Raw genomic sequence first — 20,816 nt, forward strand, 5'->3', positions numbered from 1 at the left:
TCCGTCTGTTTTTTATTCGCGAGGAATCCCATGCCAAGAATAGGCACCCCATTGTCTTCCAGCGCTACGCGCATCCTGCTGTGCGGTTGCGGCGAGCTTGGCAAGGAGCTGGTCATCGAACTGCAGCGTCTGGGTGTGGAGGTGGTCGCGGTCGACCGCTATGCCAACGCTCCAGCGATGCAGGTTGCGCATCGCAGTCATGTGATCGACATGCTAGACGGTGCTGCACTACGGGCCGTTATCGAGCAGGAGCGGCCGCACTACATCGTGCCCGAGATCGAGGCGATCGCCACCGCTACGCTGGTTGAGTTGGAGCACGAAGGCTACACAGTGATCCCGACCGCCCGTGCCGCGCAGTTGACGATGAACCGGGAAGGCATTCGTCGTCTTGCTGCCGAAGAGCTTGGTTTGCCGACCTCTCCCTATCGCTTTGCCGACTCGCTGGAGGAATGTCGAGCGGCAGCCATGGCGCTGGGCTTCCCCTGTTTGGTCAAGCCGGTAATGAGTTCGTCCGGCAAAGGGCAGTCGGTGTTGCGTGGTGAGGCTGATGTTGATGCGGCCTGGGACTATGCTCAGGCCGGCGGTCGCGCAGGTCGCGGCCGGGTCATTGTCGAAGGCTTCATCGACTTCGATTACGAAATCACCTTGCTGACGGTGCGTCATGCAGGCGGCACGAGCTTCTGCGAACCTGTCGGCCACCGTCAGGTGAAGGGCGACTATCAGGAGTCTTGGCAGCCGCAGCCAATGGCCCCAGCAGCGATGGCTGAGGCGCGGCGGATTGCGCTGGCCGTTACCGACTCATTGGGTGGGCGGGGTATCTTCGGTGTCGAGCTGTTCGTCAAAGGCGATCAGGTGTGGTTCTGCGAGATATCACCGCGCCCCCACGACACCGGTCTGGTAACGCTGGTTTCGCAAGATCTTTCCGAATTTGCGCTGCACGCGCGGGCCATCCTTGGGTTGCCAGTTCCGGTCATTCGTCAGTTGGGGCCGGCCGCTTCAGCGGTGATTCTGGTCGAAGGCGAGTCCGCCGAGGTGAGCTTTGGCAATCTATCCGCCGTGCTTTCCGAGCCGGATACCTCCCTGCGCCTGTTCGGCAAGCCTGGAGTCAGTGGCCAGCGCCGCATGGGGGTGACGCTGGCGCGTGATGCGAGCATCGAGGCGGCTCGCGCGAAGGCACTGCGAGCCGCTAGTGTGGTCCAGATCCAGCTGTGAGCTTTGCCGAATCGGCGTCTTGACGGGCTCCGCTACGCTGGTTCCTGCTCTGCCGATGGCGAGGCGTTGATCGTCCAGGCGCGTACGCTTTTCACTCGATTATCGGCCGCCTGGAGAATTTCCAGGCGGTAGTTGCCAATCTGCAGGCAGATACCACTATCTGGGATATGTTCCAGCGCTTCGGTGATCAGACCGTTGAGCGTTTTGGGACCGTCGCAGGGCAATTGCCACTCTAGGGCACGGTTGACCTCGCGGATATATGCAGCGCCATCAATAACCAGCGTGCCGTCATCCTGCGGGTGGATGTCCGGGCTGCGCAGTACGTCCTGATTGCTGAATTCTCCGACGATCTCTTCGAGGATGTCTTCTAGCGTGACGACGCCGCGCACGTCGCCATATTCGTCGACCACAATTCCGATGCGGCGCTTCTGCTTCTGGAAGTTCAGCAGCTGCGTGGACAGCGGCGTGTTTTCCGGCACGAAATAAGGCTCGTTGCAGGCCTCCAGCAGGCTTTCCTTGGTCAGCTGGTCATGGCTGAGCAGGCGGGCGATCTGTCGCATATGGACGATGCCCTCAATCTGGTTGATGTCATTGCGAAAGACTGGCAGGCGCGTGTGTGGAGTGGTGCGCAATAGCCCTATGATCGACTCTAGGTCATCGTTGAGATCTATGCCGGCGACCTCGTTGCGCGGAATCATGATGTCGTCCACGGTGACCCGTTCCAGGTCGAGGATGCCCAGTAGCATGCTTTGCCGATTCAGTGGAAGGTCGGCACCGGATTCGCGCACGACGCTGCGCAGTTCCTCGGTAGATAAGCTGTCGTTACCTTTGTTGGATACGTCGACACCGAGCAACTTGAGCAGGCCGTTACTTACCCATCCGAGCAGCGCCACCAGCGGATAGAGGATCTTCTGCAGCATCATCAGTGGCAGGCTGACCGGATAAGCGACGACCTCTGGGCGCAGAGCGGCCAGCGTCTTGGGCGTGATTTCACCGAAGATCAGCAGCACGATGGTCAGGCCGATGGTCGCGATGGCAATGCCGGCCTCGCCCCAGAGTTGCATGGCTAGCACCGTGGCGATAGAGGAGGCGAGGATATTGACGAAGTTGTTGCCGACCAGAATTGTGCCCAATAGGCGATCAGGATGGGCGAGCAGTTCGCTAGCGCGCCGAGCGCCCCGATGCCCCTCCTTTGCCTGATGTCTGAGGCGGTAGCGGTTGAGGCTGAGCATGCCGGTCTCGGAGCTGGAGAAGAATGCCGAGCACAGCAGCAAAAAGACCAGCAGGCCGACCAGGAAGCCGGGATGTAGATTTTCCACGAGTTAGCCTGTTTGCGTCAGATATGCAGGATGAATTCGCGGACCAGCTTGCTGCCGAAATACGCCAGCATCAGCAGGCAGAAGCCGACAAGCGTCCAGCGGATGGCTTTGTAGCCGCGCCAGCCAAGTTGGTGGCGGCCCCACAGTAGCAAGCCAAAGACGACCCAGGCGACCACCGAAAGGAGTGTCTTATGGACCAGGTGCTGAGCTAAAAGGTCATCGAGAAACAGCCATCCGGATAGCAGTGAAGCGGACAGCAATACCCAGCCCGCCCAGAGAAAGCCGAACAGTAGGCTTTCCATTGTCTGCAACGGTGGAAAGTTGCGGATTAGACCGGAGGGGTGCTTGTGCTTGAGATGATGATCCTGCAGCAGCAACAGCAAGGACTGGAATACAGCAATGGTCAGCATGCCGTAGGCCAGGATCGACAGCAGGATGTGCGCGAGTATGCCGGGTTCCTCGGCGATCGCCGGTGCCGTGCCCGACGGCGCGAACTGCGCGAAGAGCACGGTCAAACAGCCCAGGGGAAAAAGCAGCAGCAGTAGATTCTCCACCGGCATTCGGTACAGTGCCAGCAAGATCAGCAAGATGACTGCCGCAGCAATCAAGCTCGACGCGGTGAAAAAGTCGAGGTGCAAGCCACTCGGTGAGAGCAGCTGCATAAACAGGCTAGTACCGTGGGCGAGCAGGGCGAGCAGGCCAACGGCCAGCAACAGGCGTTTGTCCGGCACGGTGCGTTGTGCCAGGCGCAAACTTTGATAACCCGTGACGCCGGCGTAAAGCGCAGCGGCGGCAAGGCTGGGTAGCAGAGGGTGCATAAGTTCCGGTAACGGGCTCGAAAGGTCGTGAGTGTGGCACAAAGACCCGAGGCGCAAAAGCCGGCGACAGTGTACTGATCGTCACATCGGGCCCGGGTGCTAAGCGGGATTTGCTCTCAACGCCGTTATGCAAAAGCAAGTCAAACCTTGGTAAAACCGAAAAGCGATGCAGTCGGGGTACCGGCCCGGCGCTTCCACCTTCTATAATCGCGCCCTTCAGCACATCCAGCGTGGAATGGCTCATGTTCGAAAACCTAACCGATCGCCTCTCACAAACGCTTCGCCATGTCACCGGCAAGGCCAAGCTGACTGAGGACAACATCAAGGATACACTGCGTGAAGTGCGGATGGCCCTACTTGAGGCCGACGTTGCACTGCCGGTGGTCAAGGAGTTCGTCAATCGGGTCAAGGAGCGCGCAGTCGGCACTGAGGTGTCGAAGAGTCTGACGCCGGGTCAGGCGTTCGTGAAAATCGTTCGTGCCGAGCTGGAAGAGCTGATGGGCGCGGCGAACGAGGATCTGGCGCTTCAGGTCACGCCGCCGGCTGTGGTGCTCATGGCTGGTCTGCAGGGAGCGGGTAAGACCACCACCGTAGGCAAGCTGGCGCGCTTTCTCAAGGAGCGCAAGAAGAAGACGGTGCTGGTGGTTTCAGCGGACGTGTATCGCCCGGCAGCCATCAAGCAACTCGAGACTCTGGCGGCTGAAGTTGGTGTCACCTTCTTCCCGTCCGATATCAGTCAGAAGCCGGTGGATATCGCCCAGGCGGCGATTCGCGAAGCCAAGCTCAAATTCATCGATGTGGTACTGGTGGATACCGCTGGGCGATTGGCGATCGACGCCGAGATGATGGCTGAGATCCAGGCTGTGCACGCCGCGATCAATCCTGCTGAAACGCTGTTCGTGGTTGACGCCATGACCGGGCAGGATGCCGCCAACACCGCCAAGGCATTCGGCGAGGCGCTGCCGTTGACTGGTGTGGTGCTGACCAAGGTGGATGGCGATGCTCGTGGCGGTGCCGCGCTGTCGGTGCGCCATGTCACCGGCAAACCGATCAAGTTCCTCGGTATGGGCGAGAAGAGCGATGCCCTGGAGCCCTTCCACCCAGATCGTATTGCCTCACGCATCCTCGGCATGGGGGATGTGCTCAGCCTCATCGAGCAGGCAGAGCAGACGCTTGATCGTGAAAAGGCCGAAAAGCTCACCAAGAAGCTCAAGAAGGGCAAGGGCTTTGATCTCGAAGACTTTCGAGACCAGCTGCAGCAAATGAAGAATATGGGCGGTCTTGGTGGCCTTATGGACAAGCTGCCCTCCATCGGCGGGGTCAATCTGTCGCAGATGGGGCACGCCCAGGGCGCGGCGGAGAAGCAGTTCAAGCAGATGGAGGCGATCATCAACTCGATGACCCCCGCTGAGCGGCGTAATCCCGATATCATCAGCGGCTCGCGCAAGCGCCGTATCGCTATGGGCTCCGGTACTCAGGTGCAGGACATCGGTCGTCTCATCAAGCAGCACAAGCAGATGCAGAAGATGATGAAGAAAGTCACCGGCAAGGGCGGCATGGCCAAGATGATGCGCGGCATGGGCGGAATGCTTCCAGGTGGCGGCATGCCGAAGTTCTAGAGTGCGCATGCAGCGATGGGTCGTGATGGCTGGCAGGGGCGAAAGGTAGTCCGCTGCCCGCCGCCCGGCATTGCGCTGGTCCGCCGGACGCCATTAGTAAAAGAGTTTGCAAAATCCCCGGCATTCCTTAAAATGTGCGGCCTTTCGGGCCTAGGCCCATTTTAAGTAAGTGTGTGCCTTAAGTTAGCACCGACTACAGGAACGATGTTCACATGGTAACTATTCGTCTCGCCCGTGGCGGCTCCAAGAAGCGCCCTTTCTACCACCTGACCGTGACCAACAGCCGCAATCCGCGCGATGGTCGCTTCGTCGAGCGCATCGGTTTCTTCAACCCGATCGCCTCTGGTGCGGAAGTGAAGCTTTCTGTAAACCAGGAGCGCGCTACTTACTGGTTGAGCCAGGGTGCACAGCCGTCTGAGCGCGTTGCTCAGCTGCTGAAGGAAGCTGCTAAGGCCGCTGCCTGAATCACATGAACGCAACGTCTGCTCCGGCCGATGACCTGGTCGTCATTGGCAAGATCGTTTCGGTGCATGGCGTGCGCGGTGACGTAAAGATCTATTCTTTTACCGATCCGATCGACAATCTGCTGGGCTATCGCCGCTGGACGCTGAGGCGAGGTGACGAGGTCAAGCAGGTCGAGTTGGTCAAGGGGCGCCTCCAGGGAAAGATTCTGGTGGCAACGCTCAAGGGCTTGGATGACCGCGAAGTTGCGCGTACCTACGCCGATTTCGAGATCTGTGTCCCGCGCAGCGAACTGCCCGACTTGGACGACGGTGAGTACTACTGGTATCAGCTCTTGGGTTTGAAGGTGTTCAACCAGGCCGCGCAATTGCTCGGTAAGGTGGACCATCTGCTCGAAACCGGAGCTAACGATGTTCTTGTCGTTCAGCCTTGTGCTGGAAGCCTGGATGATCGTGAGCGACTGCTGCCTTATACCGATCAGTGTGTGTTGAAGATCGATTTGGAAGCTGGCGAGATGCAGGTGGATTGGGACGCGGATTTCTGAACGGCATGGCCGCTTTGCGCGTTGAAGTCATTAGCCTGTTCCCGGATATGTTCGCTGCGATATGCGACTACGGGATTACCAGTCGTGCAGTGAAGCAGGGGTTGTTGCAGCTTAACTGCTGGAATCCCAGAAGCTACACCGAAGACCGCCACCAGACCGTGGACGACCGACCATTCGGCGGCGGCCCAGGCATGGTGATGAAGATCAAGCCGCTCGAGCTTGCGCTGGCTGATGCCAAACAAGCCGCGGGCGAGACGGCGAAGGTGATTTACCTTTCGCCGCAGGGGCGCCAGCTGAAGCAGGCTGATGTCCGCGAAATGGCGAACGAGGATGCACTCATCCTTATAGCTGGTCGTTACGAAGGTATCGACGAGCGCTTCATCGAAGCGCACGTGGATGAGGAATGGTCGATCGGTGATTACGTGTTGTCCGGTGGCGAGCTGCCGGCAATGGTGCTGATCGATGCGGTGACCAGGCTGCTTCCGGGCGCCCTTGGTCATGCTGGTTCCGCCGAGGAGGACTCGTTTACCGACGGCCTGCTCGACTGTCCGCACTACACGCGACCTGAGGTGTATGCGGATAAATGTGTTCCTGACGTGCTGCTTAGCGGCAACCATGAACACATCCGGCGCTGGCGCTTGCAGCAGTCCCTAGGAAGGACCTGGGAGCGCCGCGCCGATCTTCTGGATAGCCGCTCGCTTTCTGGAGAAGAACAGAAGCTGCTGGCGGAATACATCCGTCAGCGGGACGATAGTTAACGTATCGATGGCAGCCCGCAGGGTTGACCTTAGGAGCACAGCATGACCAGCAAGATCATTCAGCAGCTCGAAGCCGAGCAGATGACCAAAGAAATCCCGCCGTTCGCGCCGGGTGATACCGTGATCGTTCAGGTGAAAGTGAAGGAAGGCGACCGTCAGCGTCTGCAGGCCTTCGAAGGCGTGGTGATCGGCAAGCGTAACCGCGGCCTCAACAGCGCGTTCACCGTCCGTAAGATTTCCAACGGTGTGGGCGTCGAGCGTACATTCCAGAGCTACAGCCCGATGGTCGACAGCATCAGCGTCAAGCGTCGCGGTGACGTGCGCAAAGCCAAGCTGTACTATCTCCGCGCGCTGTCCGGCAAGGCCGCCCGCATCAAGGAAAAGCTGGTCTAAGACCGGATTTTTCCGAAAGAAAAAAGCAGCCTACGGGCTGCTTTTTTTGTTTATGTACTCTTCCTTGGTGAACCGTTCCTCATGCTGTTTAGCGCTGGCGCAGCGCTAGCTGATAGCGATGCTCGCTAGAAGCGGGCTGTGGCAGTGACGAGCTGCCTATGAAAAACTGTCACACCTCGCTCTCATTGGCGCTTTGATGCCTGTACTCGACGATCCCGTTATCGACCGTTACCTTGATGCCCTCTGGCTGGAAAAAGGCCTGGCGGACAACAGTCGCGAGGCTTATCGCAGCGACCTCGCGCTGTTCAATGGTTGGCTGGATGAGCGGGGGGTGCGGTTGGCTGCTGCCGGGCGCGAGATCATTCTTGATCACCTTGCCTGGCGGTTGAACAACGGTTACAAGTCGCGATCCACCGCGCGGTTCCTGTCCGGGTTGCGGGGTTTTTACCGCTATCTTTTGCGCGAGGGTGATATCGCACTCGACCCGACCTTGCGAATCGATCTGCCGCGGCTTGGACGGCCCTTGCCCAAGGCGTTGTCTGAGGCCGATGTGGAGGCCCTGCTGGCGGCGCCGGATATTGGCGACCCGCTCGGTCTGCGTGATCGGGCAATGCTTGAGGTGCTCTACGCCTGTGGTTTACGGGTAACGGAGTTGATCAGTCTGACGCTGGAACAGGTCAGTGTGCGGCAGGGGGTGCTGCGAACCCTCGGCAAGGGCAATAAGGAGCGGCTGGTGCCTCTTGGTGAGGAGGCGTTGCACTGGCTTGAGCGTTACCAGCGCGAGGCGCGAGATCAGCTGCTCGCCGGCAAGCCTAGTGACGTTCTGTTTCCCAGCCTGCGTGGCGGACAAATGACCCGTCAGACATTCTGGCACCGCATAAAACTGCACGCCAAGGTTGCCGGGATTGCCGCCTCGATTTCTCCGCACACGCTGCGCCATGCGTTCGCCACGCATTTGCTCAACCATGGCGCGGATCTGCGTACCGTGCAGATGTTGCTCGGCCATAGTGATCTTTCGACTACCCAGATCTATACCCATATTGCCCGGGCGCGCCTCCAAGAATTGCATGCGACGCATCATCCTCGGGGCTAGACTGGTCTCAGCTGCTCCTCGCCGTGTGTATTTCCGTCGCGCGTTCCGCAGCTGGCCGGTCTCAGGCAGTCGTTGGCGACGCAGCGAGCAGTTTGCCATGCGTTGCTATGGTAGGCTTTGCGCCTTTCCTTGATCGTCGCTGCCAGGAGTTCCCATGGGCGTGATTCGTTTGTTCGCTGCCGCCGCTTTCGGTCTGGCCTGCACCTTTGTAATGGCCGCCGATCCGGATCAGGCGATCCGTCAGTCGCTGCAAAAAATTCAGCCGGACATGCCTATCGAGGCCATTGCCGAGAGCCCGATGCCGGGCGTCTATCAGGTCCAGTTGGAAGGCGGCCGGCAGCTGTATGCCAGTGCCGATGGCCAGTTCGTGATCCAAGGCTATCTCTATCAGTTCAAGGGCGGTCAGGCCGTCAATCTGACCGAACAGGCGCAGAGCAAGTCGGTCGCAAAACAGATCAATGCGATCCCTGCGAACGAAATGGTGGTGTTTGCACCCAAGGCTCCCAAGACGCATATCACGGTATTTACCGATACCGACTGTGGCTATTGCCAGAAATTGCATAGCGAAGTGGCGCAGCTGAACAATCTTGGTGTGGAAGTTCGTTATGTTGCCTTTCCACGGCAGGGAATGGGTAGTCGAGGGGCAAATACTCTGACCAGCGTGTGGTGTGCCAAGGATCGTCAGGATGCCATGAATAAGGCTAAGGCCCGTGAGGACCTGCCTGCGGCCAGCTGTGAGACTCCCATCGCCAAGCAGTACCAGCTAGGCCAGATGATTGGTGTGCAAGGCACGCCGGCCATCGTCCTTGCCAACGGTCAGATGATTCCAGGTTATCAGCCGGCGGCACAGCTGGCCGAGGTCGCGCTCGCGGCCGAGTGAGGGGCTGGCCATTGGTCCGATTACCCCGGGCCGAAGGGTGGCCTTGGAACTGCGTGGCCTGTCGCGTTCAAACCCTTTAGGTCTGAACGAGGTAGGTCGCGATGAAGCTCGAAGGTTCCTGTCACTGTCAGGCGGTGCGATTCAGTCTTGAGTCTGCACAGCCCTATCCTTTTATGCGCTGTTACTGCTCGATTTGTCGCAAGACGGCGGGCGGTGGTGGCTACGCCATCAATCTAGGCGGCGACTATAGAACCCTGCAGGTTGAAGGTCGTGAGCATCTCGGTGTCTATCAGGCGCGGCTGGCCGATCCGCAAACGGGTGAGGTGAGCGTCAGCGAGGGGCGCCGTAATTTCTGCAGGCTTTGCGCCAGTGCACTGTGGTTGTGGGATCCGACCTGGCCCGATTTGATGCACCCGTTTGCTAGCGCAATCGACACCGAGCTGCCCGTACCGCCGGAGCATACGCATCTGATGCTCGACTCCAAGGCAAGCTGGGTCGAGCCGCACGTGCAGGCGGATGATCGCTGCTTTGCCGAGTATCCTGATGAGTCGCTCGCGCAATGGCATCAGCGCTTGGGTCTTGGCGGCTCATCTCGCTAGCCTCGGGGCCGCGGCCGATTGACTAAAAGCTGCTCCCTTCGTAATGTGCGACTCTTTTGTCGATCGGCAAGTCCGATCGCTTCGCTGTGAATGGGGAGTTCAGCTTGAAACCGGTGAAAGTTGGCATCTGTGGGCTGGGAACCGTCGGTGGCGGTACCTTTAATGTGCTCAAACGCAACGCCGAGGAGATTGCCCGCCGTGCCGGGCGCGGAATCGAGGTTGCGCAGATTGCCACTCGGCATCCGAACCCCAAGTGCGATACCGGTGCGACGCCCGTTACGGCGAACCTCTTCGATGTGGTGAACAACCCTGAGATCGATATCATCGTCGAGTTGATCGGTGGCTACACCGTGGCCAAGGAGCTGGTGCTCAAGGCTATCGAGAACGGTAAGCACGTGGTCACTGCCAACAAGGCGCTGATCGCTGTGCACGGTAACGAGATCTTCGCCAAGGCGCGCGAGAAGGGCGTAATCGTTGCCTTCGAGGCCTCGGTCGCGGGTGGCATCCCTGTTATCAAGGCGATTCGTGAAGGGCTGGCCGGCAACCGCATCAATTGGCTGGCTGGCATTATCAATGGTACCGGCAACTTCATTCTCACTGAGATGCGCGAGAAAGGGCGTACTTTCGAGGACGTTCTCAAGGAAGCCCAGGAGCTGGGCTATGCCGAGGCTGACCCGACGTTCGATGTCGAGGGTATCGACGCTGCGCACAAGTTGACCATCCTGGCCTCGATCGCTTTCGGTATTCCGCTGCAGTTCGACAAGGCCTACACCGAAGGTATCGCGCGGCTGACCACGGCTGACGTGAACTACGCCGAGGCGCTGGGTTATCGCATCAAGCACCTGGGTGTCGCTCGGCGCACCGATGCCGGTATCGAGTTGCGCGTCCATCCCACGTTGATTCCAGCCGACCGCTTGATCGCCAACGTCAATGGCGTGATGAATGCCGTTATGGTCAATGGCGATGCCGTCGGCAGCACGCTCTACTACGGCGCGGGTGCTGGCATGGATCCGACCGCCTCGGCAGTGGTTGCCGACTTGGTAGATGTCACCCGCGCGTTGACCACCGACCCGAATAACCGTGTGCCGCATCTGGCGTTTCAGCCGGACTCGTTGTCCGACCACCCGATTCTGCCTATCAGCGCCTGCGAAAGCGCTTACTACCTGCGGATCCAGGCCAAGGATCATCCGGGCGTGCTGGCTCAGGTCGCGAGCATCCTTTCTGAGCGCGGGATCAACATCGAATCGATCATGCAAAAAGAGGCTGAGGAGCAGGACGGCCTGGTGCCGGTCATTCTGGTTACCCATCGAGTGGTCGAGCAGCGCATCGACGATGCCATCGCTGCGCTGGAAGCGCTCGACGATGTAGTGGACAAGGTCGTGCGCATCCGCGTCGAACAGCTCAATTAACCATGCTGCAGGCCGCAAGCTGCAGGCATGGAACAGCCTGACGCCTGCAGTGTGAGCCTGCCGCGCAAACCGAAGGTTTGATGAAATGCGCTACATCAGCACTCGCGGCCAGGCGCCGGCCCTGAATTTTGAAGACGTCCTGCTGACTGGTCTGGCCAGCGATGGCGGCCTTTATGTGCCGGAAAACCTGCCCCGTTTTACAGTAGAAGAAATCGCTTCCTGGGCTGGCCTGCCGTATCACGAGCTGGCCTTTCGGGTTATGCGCCCCTTCGTTGCCGGCAGCATTCCTGATGCCGATTTCAAGCAGATCCTCGAAGAGACCTATGGTGTTTTCGCCCATAGCGCTATTGCTCCGCTGCGTCAGCTGAATGGCAATGAGTGGGTGCTTGAGTTGTTCCATGGCCCGACCTTGGCGTTCAAGGATTTTGCCCTGCAGCTGCTTGGTCGTCTGCTCGACTATGTGCTGGCCAAGCGTGGTGAGCGCGTGGTCATCATGGGGGCGACATCCGGGGATACCGGTTCGGCCGCGATCGAGGGCTGCCGTCGTTGCGAGAATGTCGATATCTTCATCCTGCATCCGCACAAGCGAGTGTCGGAAGTGCAGCGCCGGCAGATGACCACCATTGCCGGCGACAACATCCACAACATCGCCATCGAAGGCAATTTCGATGACTGCCAGGAGATGGTAAAGGCCAGCTTTGCCGATCAGGGCTTCCTTAAGAGCACTCGTCTGGTGGCGGTCAATTCGATCAATTGGGCGCGGATCATGGCCCAGATCGTTTACTACTTCCACGCTGCGCTGCAACTCGGTGGTCCAGCGCGTTCGGTGGCTTTCTCCGTGCCAACCGGTAATTTCGGCGACATTTTCGCCGGCTACCTGGCGCGTAACATGGGCCTGCCGATCAACCAGTTGATCGTTGCCACCAATCGAAACGATATCCTGCATCGCTTCATGTCCGGCAATCGCTACGACAAAGATACCCTGCACGCGTCGCTGTCGCCGTCGATGGACATCATGGTGTCGTCGAATTTCGAGCGTCTGCTGTTCGACCTGCATGGGCGCAATGGCAAGGCCGTGGCGGAGTTGCTGGATGGCTTCCGTGCCAGCGGCAAGCTGTCCGTGGAAGAGGAGCGCTGGACCGAAGCACGCAAGCTGTTCGATTCGCTGGCCGTGGATGATGAGCAGACCTGCGCCACCATTGCCCAGGTCTTCAAGGAGACCGGCGAGGTGCTCGATCCGCATACCGCGATCGGTGTGCATGCTGCGCGCGAATGCCGCCGCAGTCTCAGCATCCCGATGGTGACATTGGGGACCGCTCACCCGGTAAAATTCCCGGATGCAGTGGAAAAGGCAGGAATTGGCCAGGCACTCGCGTTGCCCGCGCATCTGGCTGATCTGTTCGAGCGAGCAGAGCGTTGTACGGTGCTACCGAATGAGTTGAAGGCTATCCAGGCGTTCGTGGGCCAACACGGCAATCGCGGCAAGCCGCTTTAACGCTGCGGTTGCACAAAAAAGGCCAGTCTGAGGACTGGCCTTTTTCATTTCTATACGTCTATTGCGGTATTCGCTGGCCGCAGCGGAGCGCTATCGCTCCGCCGGCTCTACGTCAGAACCGCCCGTTACTCGTCGAACTCTTCCCAGCCGCCCATCTCACGCCAGCGATTGACGATGCCGCAGAACAGCTCCGCCGTCTTCTCGGTGTCATAACGGGCCGAGTGAGCTTCGCGGCCGTCAAAGTCGATCCCGGCAGTCTGGCAGGCTTTGGCCAAAACGGTTTGGCCGTAGGCGAGGCCGGCGAGGGTAGCCGTATCGAAACTGGAGAAGGGGTGGAACGGATTACGTTTGATCTCGCACCGGGCGATGGCGGCGTTTAGAAAGCCGAGGTCGAAGCTGCTGTTGTGACCTACCAGAATCGCGCGTTTGCAGCCGGCGGATTTCACCGCCTTGCGCACGCTGCGGAAGATATCGGTCAGTGCCTGCGACTCGGGGACCGCCATGCGCAGCGGATGATCGAGCTTGATCCCGGTGAACTCCAGCGCAGCGGGCTCGATGTTTGCGCCAGCAAATGGCTCTACGCGATAGAACAGCGTGTCCTGGGGATATAGCAGGCCTTGTTCGTCCATGCCGATGGTTACGGCGGCGATTTCCAGCAGGGCGTCCGTCGCGCTGTTGAAGCCACCACATTCCACGTCGATTACGACCGGCAGGAAACCACGGAAACGCCGCGCCATGGGCGATCGGGGTTTGCCGGGCAGGTGCTCCTCGAGTTCGTCTTCGAATTGTTCTTCACTCATGCGCTTGTCTCCAGACGCCAGTGCAGTTGTTCTCCGGCACGCAGCGGCACGACGATCTGCTCGCCGAGCGGCAGGTTGGCTGGCACATTCCATTCCTCGCGTACCAGAGTGATCTGGGTGGTGTTGCGTGGCAGGCCATAGAAGTCCGGACCGAAGTGACTGGCGAAGGGTTCCAGCTTATCCAGTGCCTGGCGCTGCTCGAAAGCTTCAGCGTACAGCTCAATGGCGGCATGGGCGGTGTAGCAGCCGGCACAGCCGCAGGCGGCTTCCTTCGCGTGCTGGGCATGGGGTGCCGAGTCGGTGCCGAGGAAGAACTTCGGACTGCCGCTGGTGGCGGCATCCAGCAACGCTTCCTGGTGGACGTTGCGCTTGAGCACTGGCAGGCAGAACAAGTGCGGGCGAATGCCACCCACCAGCATATGGTTGCGGTTGTACAGCAAGTGGTGCGCCGTGATGGTGGCACCGACATTGGCGCTGGCTGCTTCGACGAACTGCACCGCGTCACGCGTGGTGATGTGTTCGAACACTACTTTCAGCGTTGGGAAACGCGCCGTGACGCGACTCAACTGCTCGTCGATGAAGTACTTCTCGCGGTCGAATATATCGATCTCGCCTCGGGTGACCTCGCCGTGGACCAGCAGCGGCAGGCCCACTTCATCCATGGTTTCCAGCACTGGAAAGATATTGTCGATTGCCGTTACGCCGGAGGCCGAATTCGTAGTGGCGCCGGCCGGATAGAGCTTGGCTGCATGCACGAAGCCGCTGGCCTTGGCCCGACGGATATCGTCAGGGCTGGTGCTGTCGGTGAGGTACAGCACCATCAGTGGCTCGAAACCGCTGCCGGTAGGCCGGGCCGCCAGAATGCGCTGGCGATAGGCTTCGGCCTCTTCGGCGTTGCGTACCGGTGGAACCAGGTTCGGCATGATGATGGCGCGGGCGAACTGGCGAGCAGCATCGGCGACGGTGTGAGGCAGTGCAGCGCCGTCGCGCAGGTGAATGTGCCAGTCGTCGGGGCGCAGCAGTGTGAGTCGGTCGGACATGCAGGGGTTTCCAGGCGGGTGAAACGTGCGCGAATGCTACCGGAAAAGCCCGAGCGCGGCATCTTGCCTTCGTCTGCTGAAGCAGGATCGCTGGCGTTGCCGCGCTCAAGTTTGCGGGCCGGGCACCGATACCAAGAAGGAATACGCATCCTCTCGGAGTTCATCGTGCGCCTGCGCCCCCTCGTACTGTTGTGCCTGCTCGCCTCACCGGCCAGCGCCCTGACATTCCAGACCCGACTGGAGCGGGTGCAATGGCAGGTTGAAGGCGATCAGTTCGAGTGCCGGCTGACGCAGCCAATCACCGGGTTCGGCAGTGGCGAGTTCGTGCGTCGCGCCGGTGAGCAGGCGGTGTTCCGCCTGCACTCGCCGGAACGTTGGCTTGGCGCCGGATCGGCCACTCTTCTCGCCGCCGCTGCACCTTGGCAGCCCTCACGCAGTGATATCAATCTTGGCGTGGTATCCGTCAATGGTGGCGATATTCCGTTCAACAGCACGCAGCTACAGGCTGGCCGTTTGCTGACGGGGCTGCTCGAGGGGCGCAGCCCAGTGGTTCGGCACCGCACGTTGCACGGCGGCGATACGCTGGAGATTCGTCTGTTGCCTGCGCGTTTTGCCAAGGCTTACGAGGACTATCGCGCCTGCGCGGCCAAATTGCTGCCGGTCAACTACGACCAGGTTCGCCAGTCGCAGATCGGCTTTCCGAGCAGTGACGTAGTGCTGGATGCCCAAGGGCGCGCCAGGCTCGACACCGTCCTTCAGTACATGCGTGCTGATCCCAGCGTGAACCGCATTGAGCTCGATGGCCACTCGGACAATAGCGGCAACCGCCTGCTCAATCGCGACCTTTCCCGACGTCGTGCATTGGCAGTGCAGGAATACCTAGTCGCCAACGGGGTGCCGGAAGAGCAGATTACGCTGCGCTTCCATGGCGAGCGCTATCCGGTAGTCGCCAATAGCAGCGAGGCTAATCGCGCCAAGAATCGGCGGGTTACGTTGCGCCTGGAACGGGAGACGGCGCCGGCGGCCGCGCCCACAGCCGCCGTCGCTCCTTCATCTTGAGTGCAGGCGCAACGGTGCGCCCCTATAAAAGCCGGCCCATGACCGGTAGAATCTCGGGTTTTCCGTACAACCCGTGGAGCTGATGGCATGGCGGACGTTAAGAAGGTAGTTCTGGCCTATTCCGGTGGCCTGGACACCTCGGTGATTCTCAAGTGGCTGCAAGACACCTATAACTGTGAAGTGGTGACCTTCACCGCCGACCTCGGCCAGGGCGAAGAAGTCGAGCCAGCGCGTACCAAGGCGCAGGCTCTGGGCGTCAAGGAAATCTACATCGATGACCTGCGCGAAGAATTCGTCCGCGACTTCGTCTTCCCAATGTTCCGCGCCAACACCGTTTATGAAGGCGAGTACCTGCTGGGCACCTCCATCGCCCGTCCGCTGATCGCCAAGCGTCTGATCGAGATCGCCAACGAAACCGGTGCCGATGCCATCTCCCACGGTGCCACCGGCAAGGGCAACGACCAGGTTCGTTTCGAGCTGGGCGCCTATGCGCTCAAACCCGGCGTCAAAGTGATCGCTCCCTGGCGCGAATGGGATCTGCTGTCGCGCGAGAAGCTGATGGATTACGCCGAGAAGCACGCCATCCCGATCGAGCGTCACGGCAAGAAGAAATCGCCGTACTCCATGGATGCCAACCTGCTGCACATCTCCTATGAGGGCGGTGTGCTGGAAGACACCTGGACCGAGCACGAGGAAGACATGTGGAAGTGGACTGTCTCTCCCGAGGCAGCTCCAGATGCGCCGACCTATATCGAGCTGACCTACCGCAAGGGCGATATCGTCGCCATTGACGGCAAGGACATGTCCCCGGCTCAGGTATTGGCCGAGTTGAATCGCATCGGCGGCCAGAACGGCATCGGTCGCCTGGACATCGTCGAGAACCGCTATGTGGGAATGAAGTCCCGCGGCTGTTACGAGACACCCGGCGGCACCATCATGCTCAAGGCCCACCGCGCTATCGAGTCGATCACCCTCGACCGCGAAGTCGCGCATCTGAAAGACGAGCTGATGCCCAAGTACGCCAGCCTGATCTACAACGGCTACTGGTGGAGCCCGGAGCGCAGCATGCTGCAGCAAATGATCGACGCCTCCCAGGTAAACGTGAACGGTGTAGTGCGCCTGAAGCTGTACAAGGGCAACGTCATCGTCGTCGGTCGCAAGTCTGACGATTCGCTGTTCGACGCTAATATCGCGACCTTCGAAGAGGATGGCGGCGCCTACAACCAGGCGGACGCTGGCGGCTTCATCAAGCTTAACGCGCTGCGCATGCGCATCGCTGCTGGAAAGGGCCGCACCCAGTTCTGATAAGCTGGCGCGCCTGAGCCAACCGACCCCGGCCACGTGCCGGGGTTGTACTTTCTGCAATGCCACAAGCGCTGCCGAACGAGGAGACCTGAATCATGAGACTGCTGCATACCATGCTGCGTGTCGGCGATATGGAAAAATCCATCGCCTTCTACACCGAAGTGCTGGGCATGACCCTGCTGCGCCGCAAAGATTATCCGGACGGCAAGTTCACCCTGGCTTTCGTCGGCTACGGCGACGAGGCGCATAACAGCGTGATCGAGCTGACCCATAATTGGGGTGTCGAGACGTACGAACTGGGCAACGGCTACGGCCATATCGCCCTGGAAGTGGAAGACGTCTACAAAGCTTGCGAAGACATCCGCGCCCGTGGCGGCAAGATTACCCGCGAGCCAGGGCCAATGATGCACGGCTCCAGCATTCTGGCGTTCGTAGAGGACCCGGACGGTTACAAGATTGAACTGCTTTCGCCCAAGCGCGCCGACTGATCGGCGGCATGGAATAAGCGGATATGAAAAAGCCCCTTTCGGGGCTTTTTTCTTTATAGATCGAAGTCGAAGTCGTTCAACTGTTTCTGCAGGCGGCGTTCCTCCAGAAGGTTGTCGATGATTCGACGCTTAGTCAGATTGGTCTTCGCGACCTCGACAGGAGCTTCACTGCTCTCATCGTCATCTTCGGCGATGAAATCGTCTTCGATTTGAATGTCTTCTTTCTCGGCCACTTGTTCACTCCAAGGCTACGGGGCGCTCTTGGCGCACCTTATAGCCGCAAATTGGAGGCCGGTAAAAAAGTTTTTTTCAATCGTGCTGCAAGCTTTTCACTAGCGCGCTCAATCGTCCGACGTTTTGTGCTTGTATTCGCACAGGTCTTCGATCCGGCAGCTGCCACATTGCGGTTTGCGCGCCTTGCAGACATAGCGTCCGTGCAGGATCAACCAATGGTGAGCATCGAGCAGGTAATCCTTTGGCACGAAGCGGATCAGCTTTCGCTCGACCTCCAAGACATTCTTGCCTGGGGCGATGCCTGTGCGGTTGCTGACCCGGAATATGTGGGTGTCCACCGCCATGGTGAATTGGCGGAACGCGGTGTTCAGCACCACATTGGCGGTCTTGCGGCCCACGCCGGGAAGGGCTTCCAGGGCTTCACGATTGTCTGGAACCTGGCTGCCATGCTTTTCGATCAGGATGCGGCAGGTCTCGATGACGTTCTTGGCCTTGCTCGGATACAAGCCGATGGTGCGGATGTAATCGCAGAGCCCGTCGTAACCGAGCGCATAGATCGCCTCCGGGGTATTGGCCACAGGATAGAGCTTGGCTGTGGCCTTGTTGACTCCGACATCGGTGGCCTGGGCTGAGAGGATCACCGCGATCAGCAGCTCGAAAGGGGTGCTGTACGCCAGTTCGGTCTTTGGCTCGGGGTTGTCTTCATGCAGGCGCCGAAAGATCTCCCTGCGCTTCTCAGCGTTCATCCAGCCAGGCTCACTCGATCACACCGGTTACGCGTACGCGGCGGCTGGCGGCCGGCGCGGCGGGTTGCGCCGCGCGGGCGCGTTCTGCGAGCTGTTGGTCGATACGGTTCTTCAAGGCGATCAGCAAGCCAAGCACGATGAATGCGCCAGGTGGCAGGATCGCCAGCAGAAAGCCCTTGTAGTCGCTGAACAGAGTGATCTGCCAGTCAGCGGCGATAGGGCCGAACAGTAAGTGCATGTTGGCGAACAGCGCGCCGGTGCCGAACAGTTCGCGCAGTCCGCCGAGCACTACTAGCACCAGACAGAAGCCGACGCCCATGACCAAGCCGTCGAATCCCGCGACCAGCGGGTTGTGCTTGGCGGCGAAACCGTCGGCGCGTCCAAGGATCACGCAGTTGGTGGTGATCAGCGGGATGAAAATGCCGAGGATCTGATACAGCTCGTAGGTAAAGGCCTGCATAAGCAGCTCGATGCAGGTGGTTAGCGCAGCGATGATCATCACGAATGCCGGCAGACGCACCGCAGTATTGACCACGCCGCGCACCAGTGAGACGCCGATGTTCGAACAGGTCAGCACCAGCATTGTCGCCAGGCCGAGTCCGAGGGCGTTGACCGCCGAGTTGCTGACGCCGAGCAGCGGACAGAGCCCGAGCAGCTGCACCAGTGCTGGGTTGTTCTTCCACAGACCGTTGACGGTCAATTCGCTATAGCTGGGTGTGCTCATGGCTGATCCCCTTGCGGCTCGGCTTCAGGCTCGGTGGTATGCAGCTCATCGCGGGTGGCTGCGCTGCCGGCACGGGAGTGGACAGTGGCCTCGGCTGGCTCGCTGCGGCCTTCCAGGTTGCCGACGGTGGCGGCTGCACCTGAATCACTGTCGGTTGCCAGTAGCTCGGCCTTGTGTGCATCAAAGTACTGTAAGGCGCGATGCACGGCGCCGACGACGGCGCGCGGGGTAATGGTGGCGCCTGCGAACTGATCGAATTCGCCTCGGTCCTTCTTTACCGCCCACCCGGCGTCCTCGGGATTGCTTAGTGATTTGCCTTCGAAACTGCGAATCCAAGCGCTCTTGGCGAGGTCGATCTTGTCGCCCAGACCAGGGGTTTCACGGTGGCCGATGACCCGCACGCCGGCGACGCGGCCATCGGCGTGAATGCCCACTAACAGATGGATAGCACCGCTGTAGCCATCCGGGGCGATGGCCTGGATGATCACAGCGGTCGGCCGGCCCTCCTTGATGGCGATATAGGCGGGCAGCGGGCTCTTGTTGCCAAGCAAGCGATCCTGAATCAAAACGCTGTGGTCCAGAAGCTGATTATCATAGCTGCCGGGCGGCAGGATTTCGCCCAGCGCGCGTACCTGCGCGGCTCGTTCGGCTGCCTGGATACGTTCGGCAGTGCCCTGCTGAAGCAGGGTCACCGCCCCAACGGTGACGATTGCGAATAGGCCCAGCACTGCGGCGTTCTTCAGCATTGAGCGGCTGATTTCAGGAAGCATCATGTCATTCGCCCAGCTTGAAGCCGCGCTCGGCCTTGCGGTGGCCGTAGGTGCGCGGGCGAGTGTAGTAGTCGATGGTCGGTGCGGCCAGGTTCATCAGCAGCACACCGAAGGCCACCCCATCCGGGTAGCCGCCCCAGGCGCGGATGACATAGACCAGAATGCCGACGCCAGCGCCGAAGATAAGGCGTCCACTCGGGCTGGTGGCGCTGCTGACCGGGTCGGTAACGATGAAGAACGCACCGAGCATGGTGGCGCCGCTGAGCAAGTGGAATAGCGGCGAGCCGTTGCTATCGGAACCCGAGCCGTTCCAGAACACCAGGCTCATCAGCATCAACGCGGCGAGCATGCCTACCGGTGCGTGCCAGCTGAACAGCCGCTTGTGCAGCAGGAACAGGCCGCCGGCCAGGAACGCCAGGTTCACCACTTCCGAACCGATGCCGCCGAAGTGGCCGAACGCCGGGTTGCTCCACAGCTCGTCGATGGTCAGGCTTTTGTTTACCTTCAGTACATCGAGAGCCGTGGCCTGGGTCCAACCATCAGGCAACGAGGCAATGCCGAGGATATGCTGCAAGCCGGCACTTAGCCCGACGCTGTGTGGCACAGGCCAGGTGGTCATTTCGACTGGAAAGGAGATCAGCACTACTACGTAGCCAATCATCGCCGGATTGAAGGGGTTCTGGCCGAGGCCGCCATAAAGCTGCTTGCCGAACACGACAGCACAGCCGGTGGCGATCAGTGTCAGCCACCAGGGTGAGTAGGGCGGCAGCGCGAGGGCCAGCAAAACGGCGGTTACCAGCACGCTGCCATCACGCAGAAAGAAACCTACCGGGCGCTGGCGCAGCCTGAGGATTGCTGCCTCGAAGCCGAGTGCGGCTATGCAGGCCCAAGCCAGGTTGATCAGCGTGCCGGCGCCGTAAAGCCAGGTCAGCACAACCACGCCGGGCAGGGTGGCAGCGAGCACCAGCAGCATGACGCGCTGGGTACGGCTGGGCCCCTTGGCATGGGGGGAAGTGATGCGGGGCAGGGCCATTGGCTCTCCGGTGTTA

Annotated in this window: 23 protein-coding genes; 14 read left to right on the forward strand and 9 right to left on the reverse strand. The window is 60.1% G+C overall.

The annotated features are described in order from the left end of the window. Positions 1-30 precede the first annotated feature (30 nt). On the forward strand, positions 31-1,212 hold the full coding sequence (gene purT, locus CXK91_RS05675) for a formate-dependent phosphoribosylglycinamide formyltransferase (protein WP_103455311.1): 1,182 nt from the start codon (positions 31-33) through the stop codon (positions 1,210-1,212). A gap of 32 nt (positions 1,213-1,244) precedes the next feature. Here purT and CXK91_RS05680 read toward each other — a convergent pair whose 3' ends face one another. Next, positions 1,245-2,531: an HlyC/CorC family transporter gene (locus CXK91_RS05680; protein WP_103455312.1), complete on the reverse strand. Its 1,287-nt coding sequence runs from the start codon at positions 2,529-2,531 to the stop codon at positions 1,245-1,247. Positions 2,532-2,548: 17 nt separating this feature from the next. Beyond that, positions 2,549-3,349 (reverse strand): cytochrome C assembly family protein, encoded by an 801-nt coding sequence (locus tag CXK91_RS05685; RefSeq protein ID WP_103455313.1) that lies wholly within the window; start codon positions 3,347-3,349, stop codon positions 2,549-2,551. A 242-nt stretch (positions 3,350-3,591) separates the two neighbouring features. On the opposite strand from CXK91_RS05685, the gene ffh reads away from it, so the two are divergent. From ffh to thrC, 10 genes are all read left to right on the forward strand, one after another. Beyond that, a complete protein-coding gene (gene ffh / locus CXK91_RS05690) occupies positions 3,592-4,968 on the forward strand; it encodes a signal recognition particle protein (protein ID WP_103455314.1) in 1,377 nt (458 codons plus the stop codon). Positions 4,969-5,180: 212 nt separating this feature from the next. Further along, complete coding sequence (gene rpsP / locus CXK91_RS05695) at positions 5,181-5,432, forward strand: 30S ribosomal protein S16 (protein ID WP_003282953.1); 252 nt, start codon at positions 5,181-5,183, stop codon at positions 5,430-5,432. Positions 5,433-5,437: 5 nt separating this feature from the next. Next, on the forward strand, positions 5,438-5,974 hold the full coding sequence (gene rimM / locus CXK91_RS05700) for a ribosome maturation factor RimM (protein WP_103455315.1): 537 nt from the start codon (positions 5,438-5,440) through the stop codon (positions 5,972-5,974). Positions 5,975-5,979: 5 nt separating this feature from the next. Further along, on the forward strand, positions 5,980-6,732 hold the full coding sequence (gene trmD / locus CXK91_RS05705) for a tRNA (guanosine(37)-N1)-methyltransferase TrmD (RefSeq protein ID WP_103455316.1): 753 nt from the start codon (positions 5,980-5,982) through the stop codon (positions 6,730-6,732). A 42-nt stretch (positions 6,733-6,774) separates the two neighbouring features. Next, on the forward strand, positions 6,775-7,125 hold the full coding sequence (gene rplS, locus CXK91_RS05710) for a 50S ribosomal protein L19 (RefSeq protein ID WP_103455317.1): 351 nt from the start codon (positions 6,775-6,777) through the stop codon (positions 7,123-7,125). A gap of 196 nt (positions 7,126-7,321) precedes the next feature. Continuing rightward, the gene (gene xerD, locus CXK91_RS05715) at positions 7,322-8,218 is read left to right on the forward strand and encodes a site-specific tyrosine recombinase XerD (RefSeq protein ID WP_103455318.1); all 897 of its coding nucleotides are present in this window, start codon (positions 7,322-7,324) and stop codon (positions 8,216-8,218) included. A 154-nt stretch (positions 8,219-8,372) separates the two neighbouring features. Then, complete coding sequence (gene dsbC / locus CXK91_RS05720; RefSeq protein ID WP_103455319.1) at positions 8,373-9,098, forward strand: bifunctional protein-disulfide isomerase/oxidoreductase DsbC; 726 nt, start codon at positions 8,373-8,375, stop codon at positions 9,096-9,098. A 101-nt stretch (positions 9,099-9,199) separates the two neighbouring features. Further along, positions 9,200-9,697: a GFA family protein gene (locus CXK91_RS05725; RefSeq protein ID WP_103455320.1), complete on the forward strand. Its 498-nt coding sequence runs from the start codon at positions 9,200-9,202 to the stop codon at positions 9,695-9,697. Between the two features lie 104 nt (positions 9,698-9,801). Next, the gene (locus tag CXK91_RS05730) at positions 9,802-11,106 is read left to right on the forward strand and encodes a homoserine dehydrogenase (RefSeq protein WP_003282962.1); all 1,305 of its coding nucleotides are present in this window, start codon (positions 9,802-9,804) and stop codon (positions 11,104-11,106) included. Between the two features lie 85 nt (positions 11,107-11,191). Beyond that, positions 11,192-12,601, forward strand: a complete 1,410-nt coding sequence (thrC, locus tag CXK91_RS05735) for a threonine synthase (RefSeq protein ID WP_103455321.1) — start codon at positions 11,192-11,194, stop codon at positions 12,599-12,601. A 125-nt stretch (positions 12,602-12,726) separates the two neighbouring features. On the opposite strand, the gene rnt is transcribed toward thrC, so the two are convergent. Then, complete coding sequence (gene rnt, locus CXK91_RS05740) at positions 12,727-13,401, reverse strand: ribonuclease T (protein ID WP_103455322.1); 675 nt, start codon at positions 13,399-13,401, stop codon at positions 12,727-12,729. Continuing rightward, on the reverse strand, positions 13,398-14,441 hold the full coding sequence (gene pyrC, locus CXK91_RS05745) for a dihydroorotase (protein WP_103455323.1): 1,044 nt from the start codon (positions 14,439-14,441) through the stop codon (positions 13,398-13,400). The genes rnt and pyrC overlap by 4 nt, the downstream gene beginning before the upstream one ends. Positions 14,442-14,606: 165 nt before the next feature. Here pyrC and CXK91_RS05750 point away from each other — a divergent pair, with 165 nt between their 5' ends. From CXK91_RS05750 to gloA, 3 genes are all read left to right on the forward strand, one after another. Next, on the forward strand, positions 14,607-15,500 hold the full coding sequence (locus CXK91_RS05750) for a flagellar protein MotY (RefSeq protein WP_103455531.1): 894 nt from the start codon (positions 14,607-14,609) through the stop codon (positions 15,498-15,500). A gap of 87 nt (positions 15,501-15,587) precedes the next feature. Next, entirely contained in the window at positions 15,588-16,805 is a 1,218-nt protein-coding gene (locus CXK91_RS05755; RefSeq protein ID WP_103455324.1) for an argininosuccinate synthase, read from the forward strand. Between the two features lie 95 nt (positions 16,806-16,900). After that, positions 16,901-17,293, forward strand: a complete 393-nt coding sequence (gloA, locus tag CXK91_RS05760; RefSeq protein ID WP_003282968.1) for a lactoylglutathione lyase — start codon at positions 16,901-16,903, stop codon at positions 17,291-17,293. Positions 17,294-17,346: 53 nt separating this feature from the next. On the opposite strand, the gene CXK91_RS05765 is transcribed toward gloA, so the two are convergent. The 5 genes from CXK91_RS05765 to CXK91_RS05785 form a co-directional block, all read right to left on the reverse strand. Continuing rightward, on the reverse strand, positions 17,347-17,526 hold the full coding sequence (locus CXK91_RS05765; protein WP_003282969.1) for a PA3496 family putative envelope integrity protein: 180 nt from the start codon (positions 17,524-17,526) through the stop codon (positions 17,347-17,349). 108 nt (positions 17,527-17,634) lie between these two features. Beyond that, positions 17,635-18,273: an endonuclease III gene (gene nth, locus CXK91_RS05770; RefSeq protein WP_103455325.1), complete on the reverse strand. Its 639-nt coding sequence runs from the start codon at positions 18,271-18,273 to the stop codon at positions 17,635-17,637. A 10-nt stretch (positions 18,274-18,283) separates the two neighbouring features. Then, positions 18,284-18,997, reverse strand: coding sequence for an electron transport complex subunit E (locus CXK91_RS05775; protein WP_103455326.1), 714 nt, complete (start codon positions 18,995-18,997; stop codon positions 18,284-18,286). Beyond that, complete coding sequence (gene rsxG / locus CXK91_RS05780; RefSeq protein ID WP_103455327.1) at positions 18,994-19,770, reverse strand: electron transport complex subunit RsxG; 777 nt, start codon at positions 19,768-19,770, stop codon at positions 18,994-18,996. The genes CXK91_RS05775 and rsxG overlap by 4 nt, the downstream gene beginning before the upstream one ends. A gap of 1 nt (position 19,771) precedes the next feature. After that, positions 19,772-20,800, reverse strand: a complete 1,029-nt coding sequence (locus tag CXK91_RS05785) for an RnfABCDGE type electron transport complex subunit D (protein WP_103455328.1) — start codon at positions 20,798-20,800, stop codon at positions 19,772-19,774. Between the last annotated feature and the right edge of the window lie 16 nt (positions 20,801-20,816).

The sequence above is a fragment of the Stutzerimonas stutzeri genome (assembly GCF_002909485.1).
Taxonomy (GTDB): Bacteria; Pseudomonadota; Gammaproteobacteria; order Pseudomonadales; family Pseudomonadaceae; genus Stutzerimonas; species Stutzerimonas stutzeri_AH.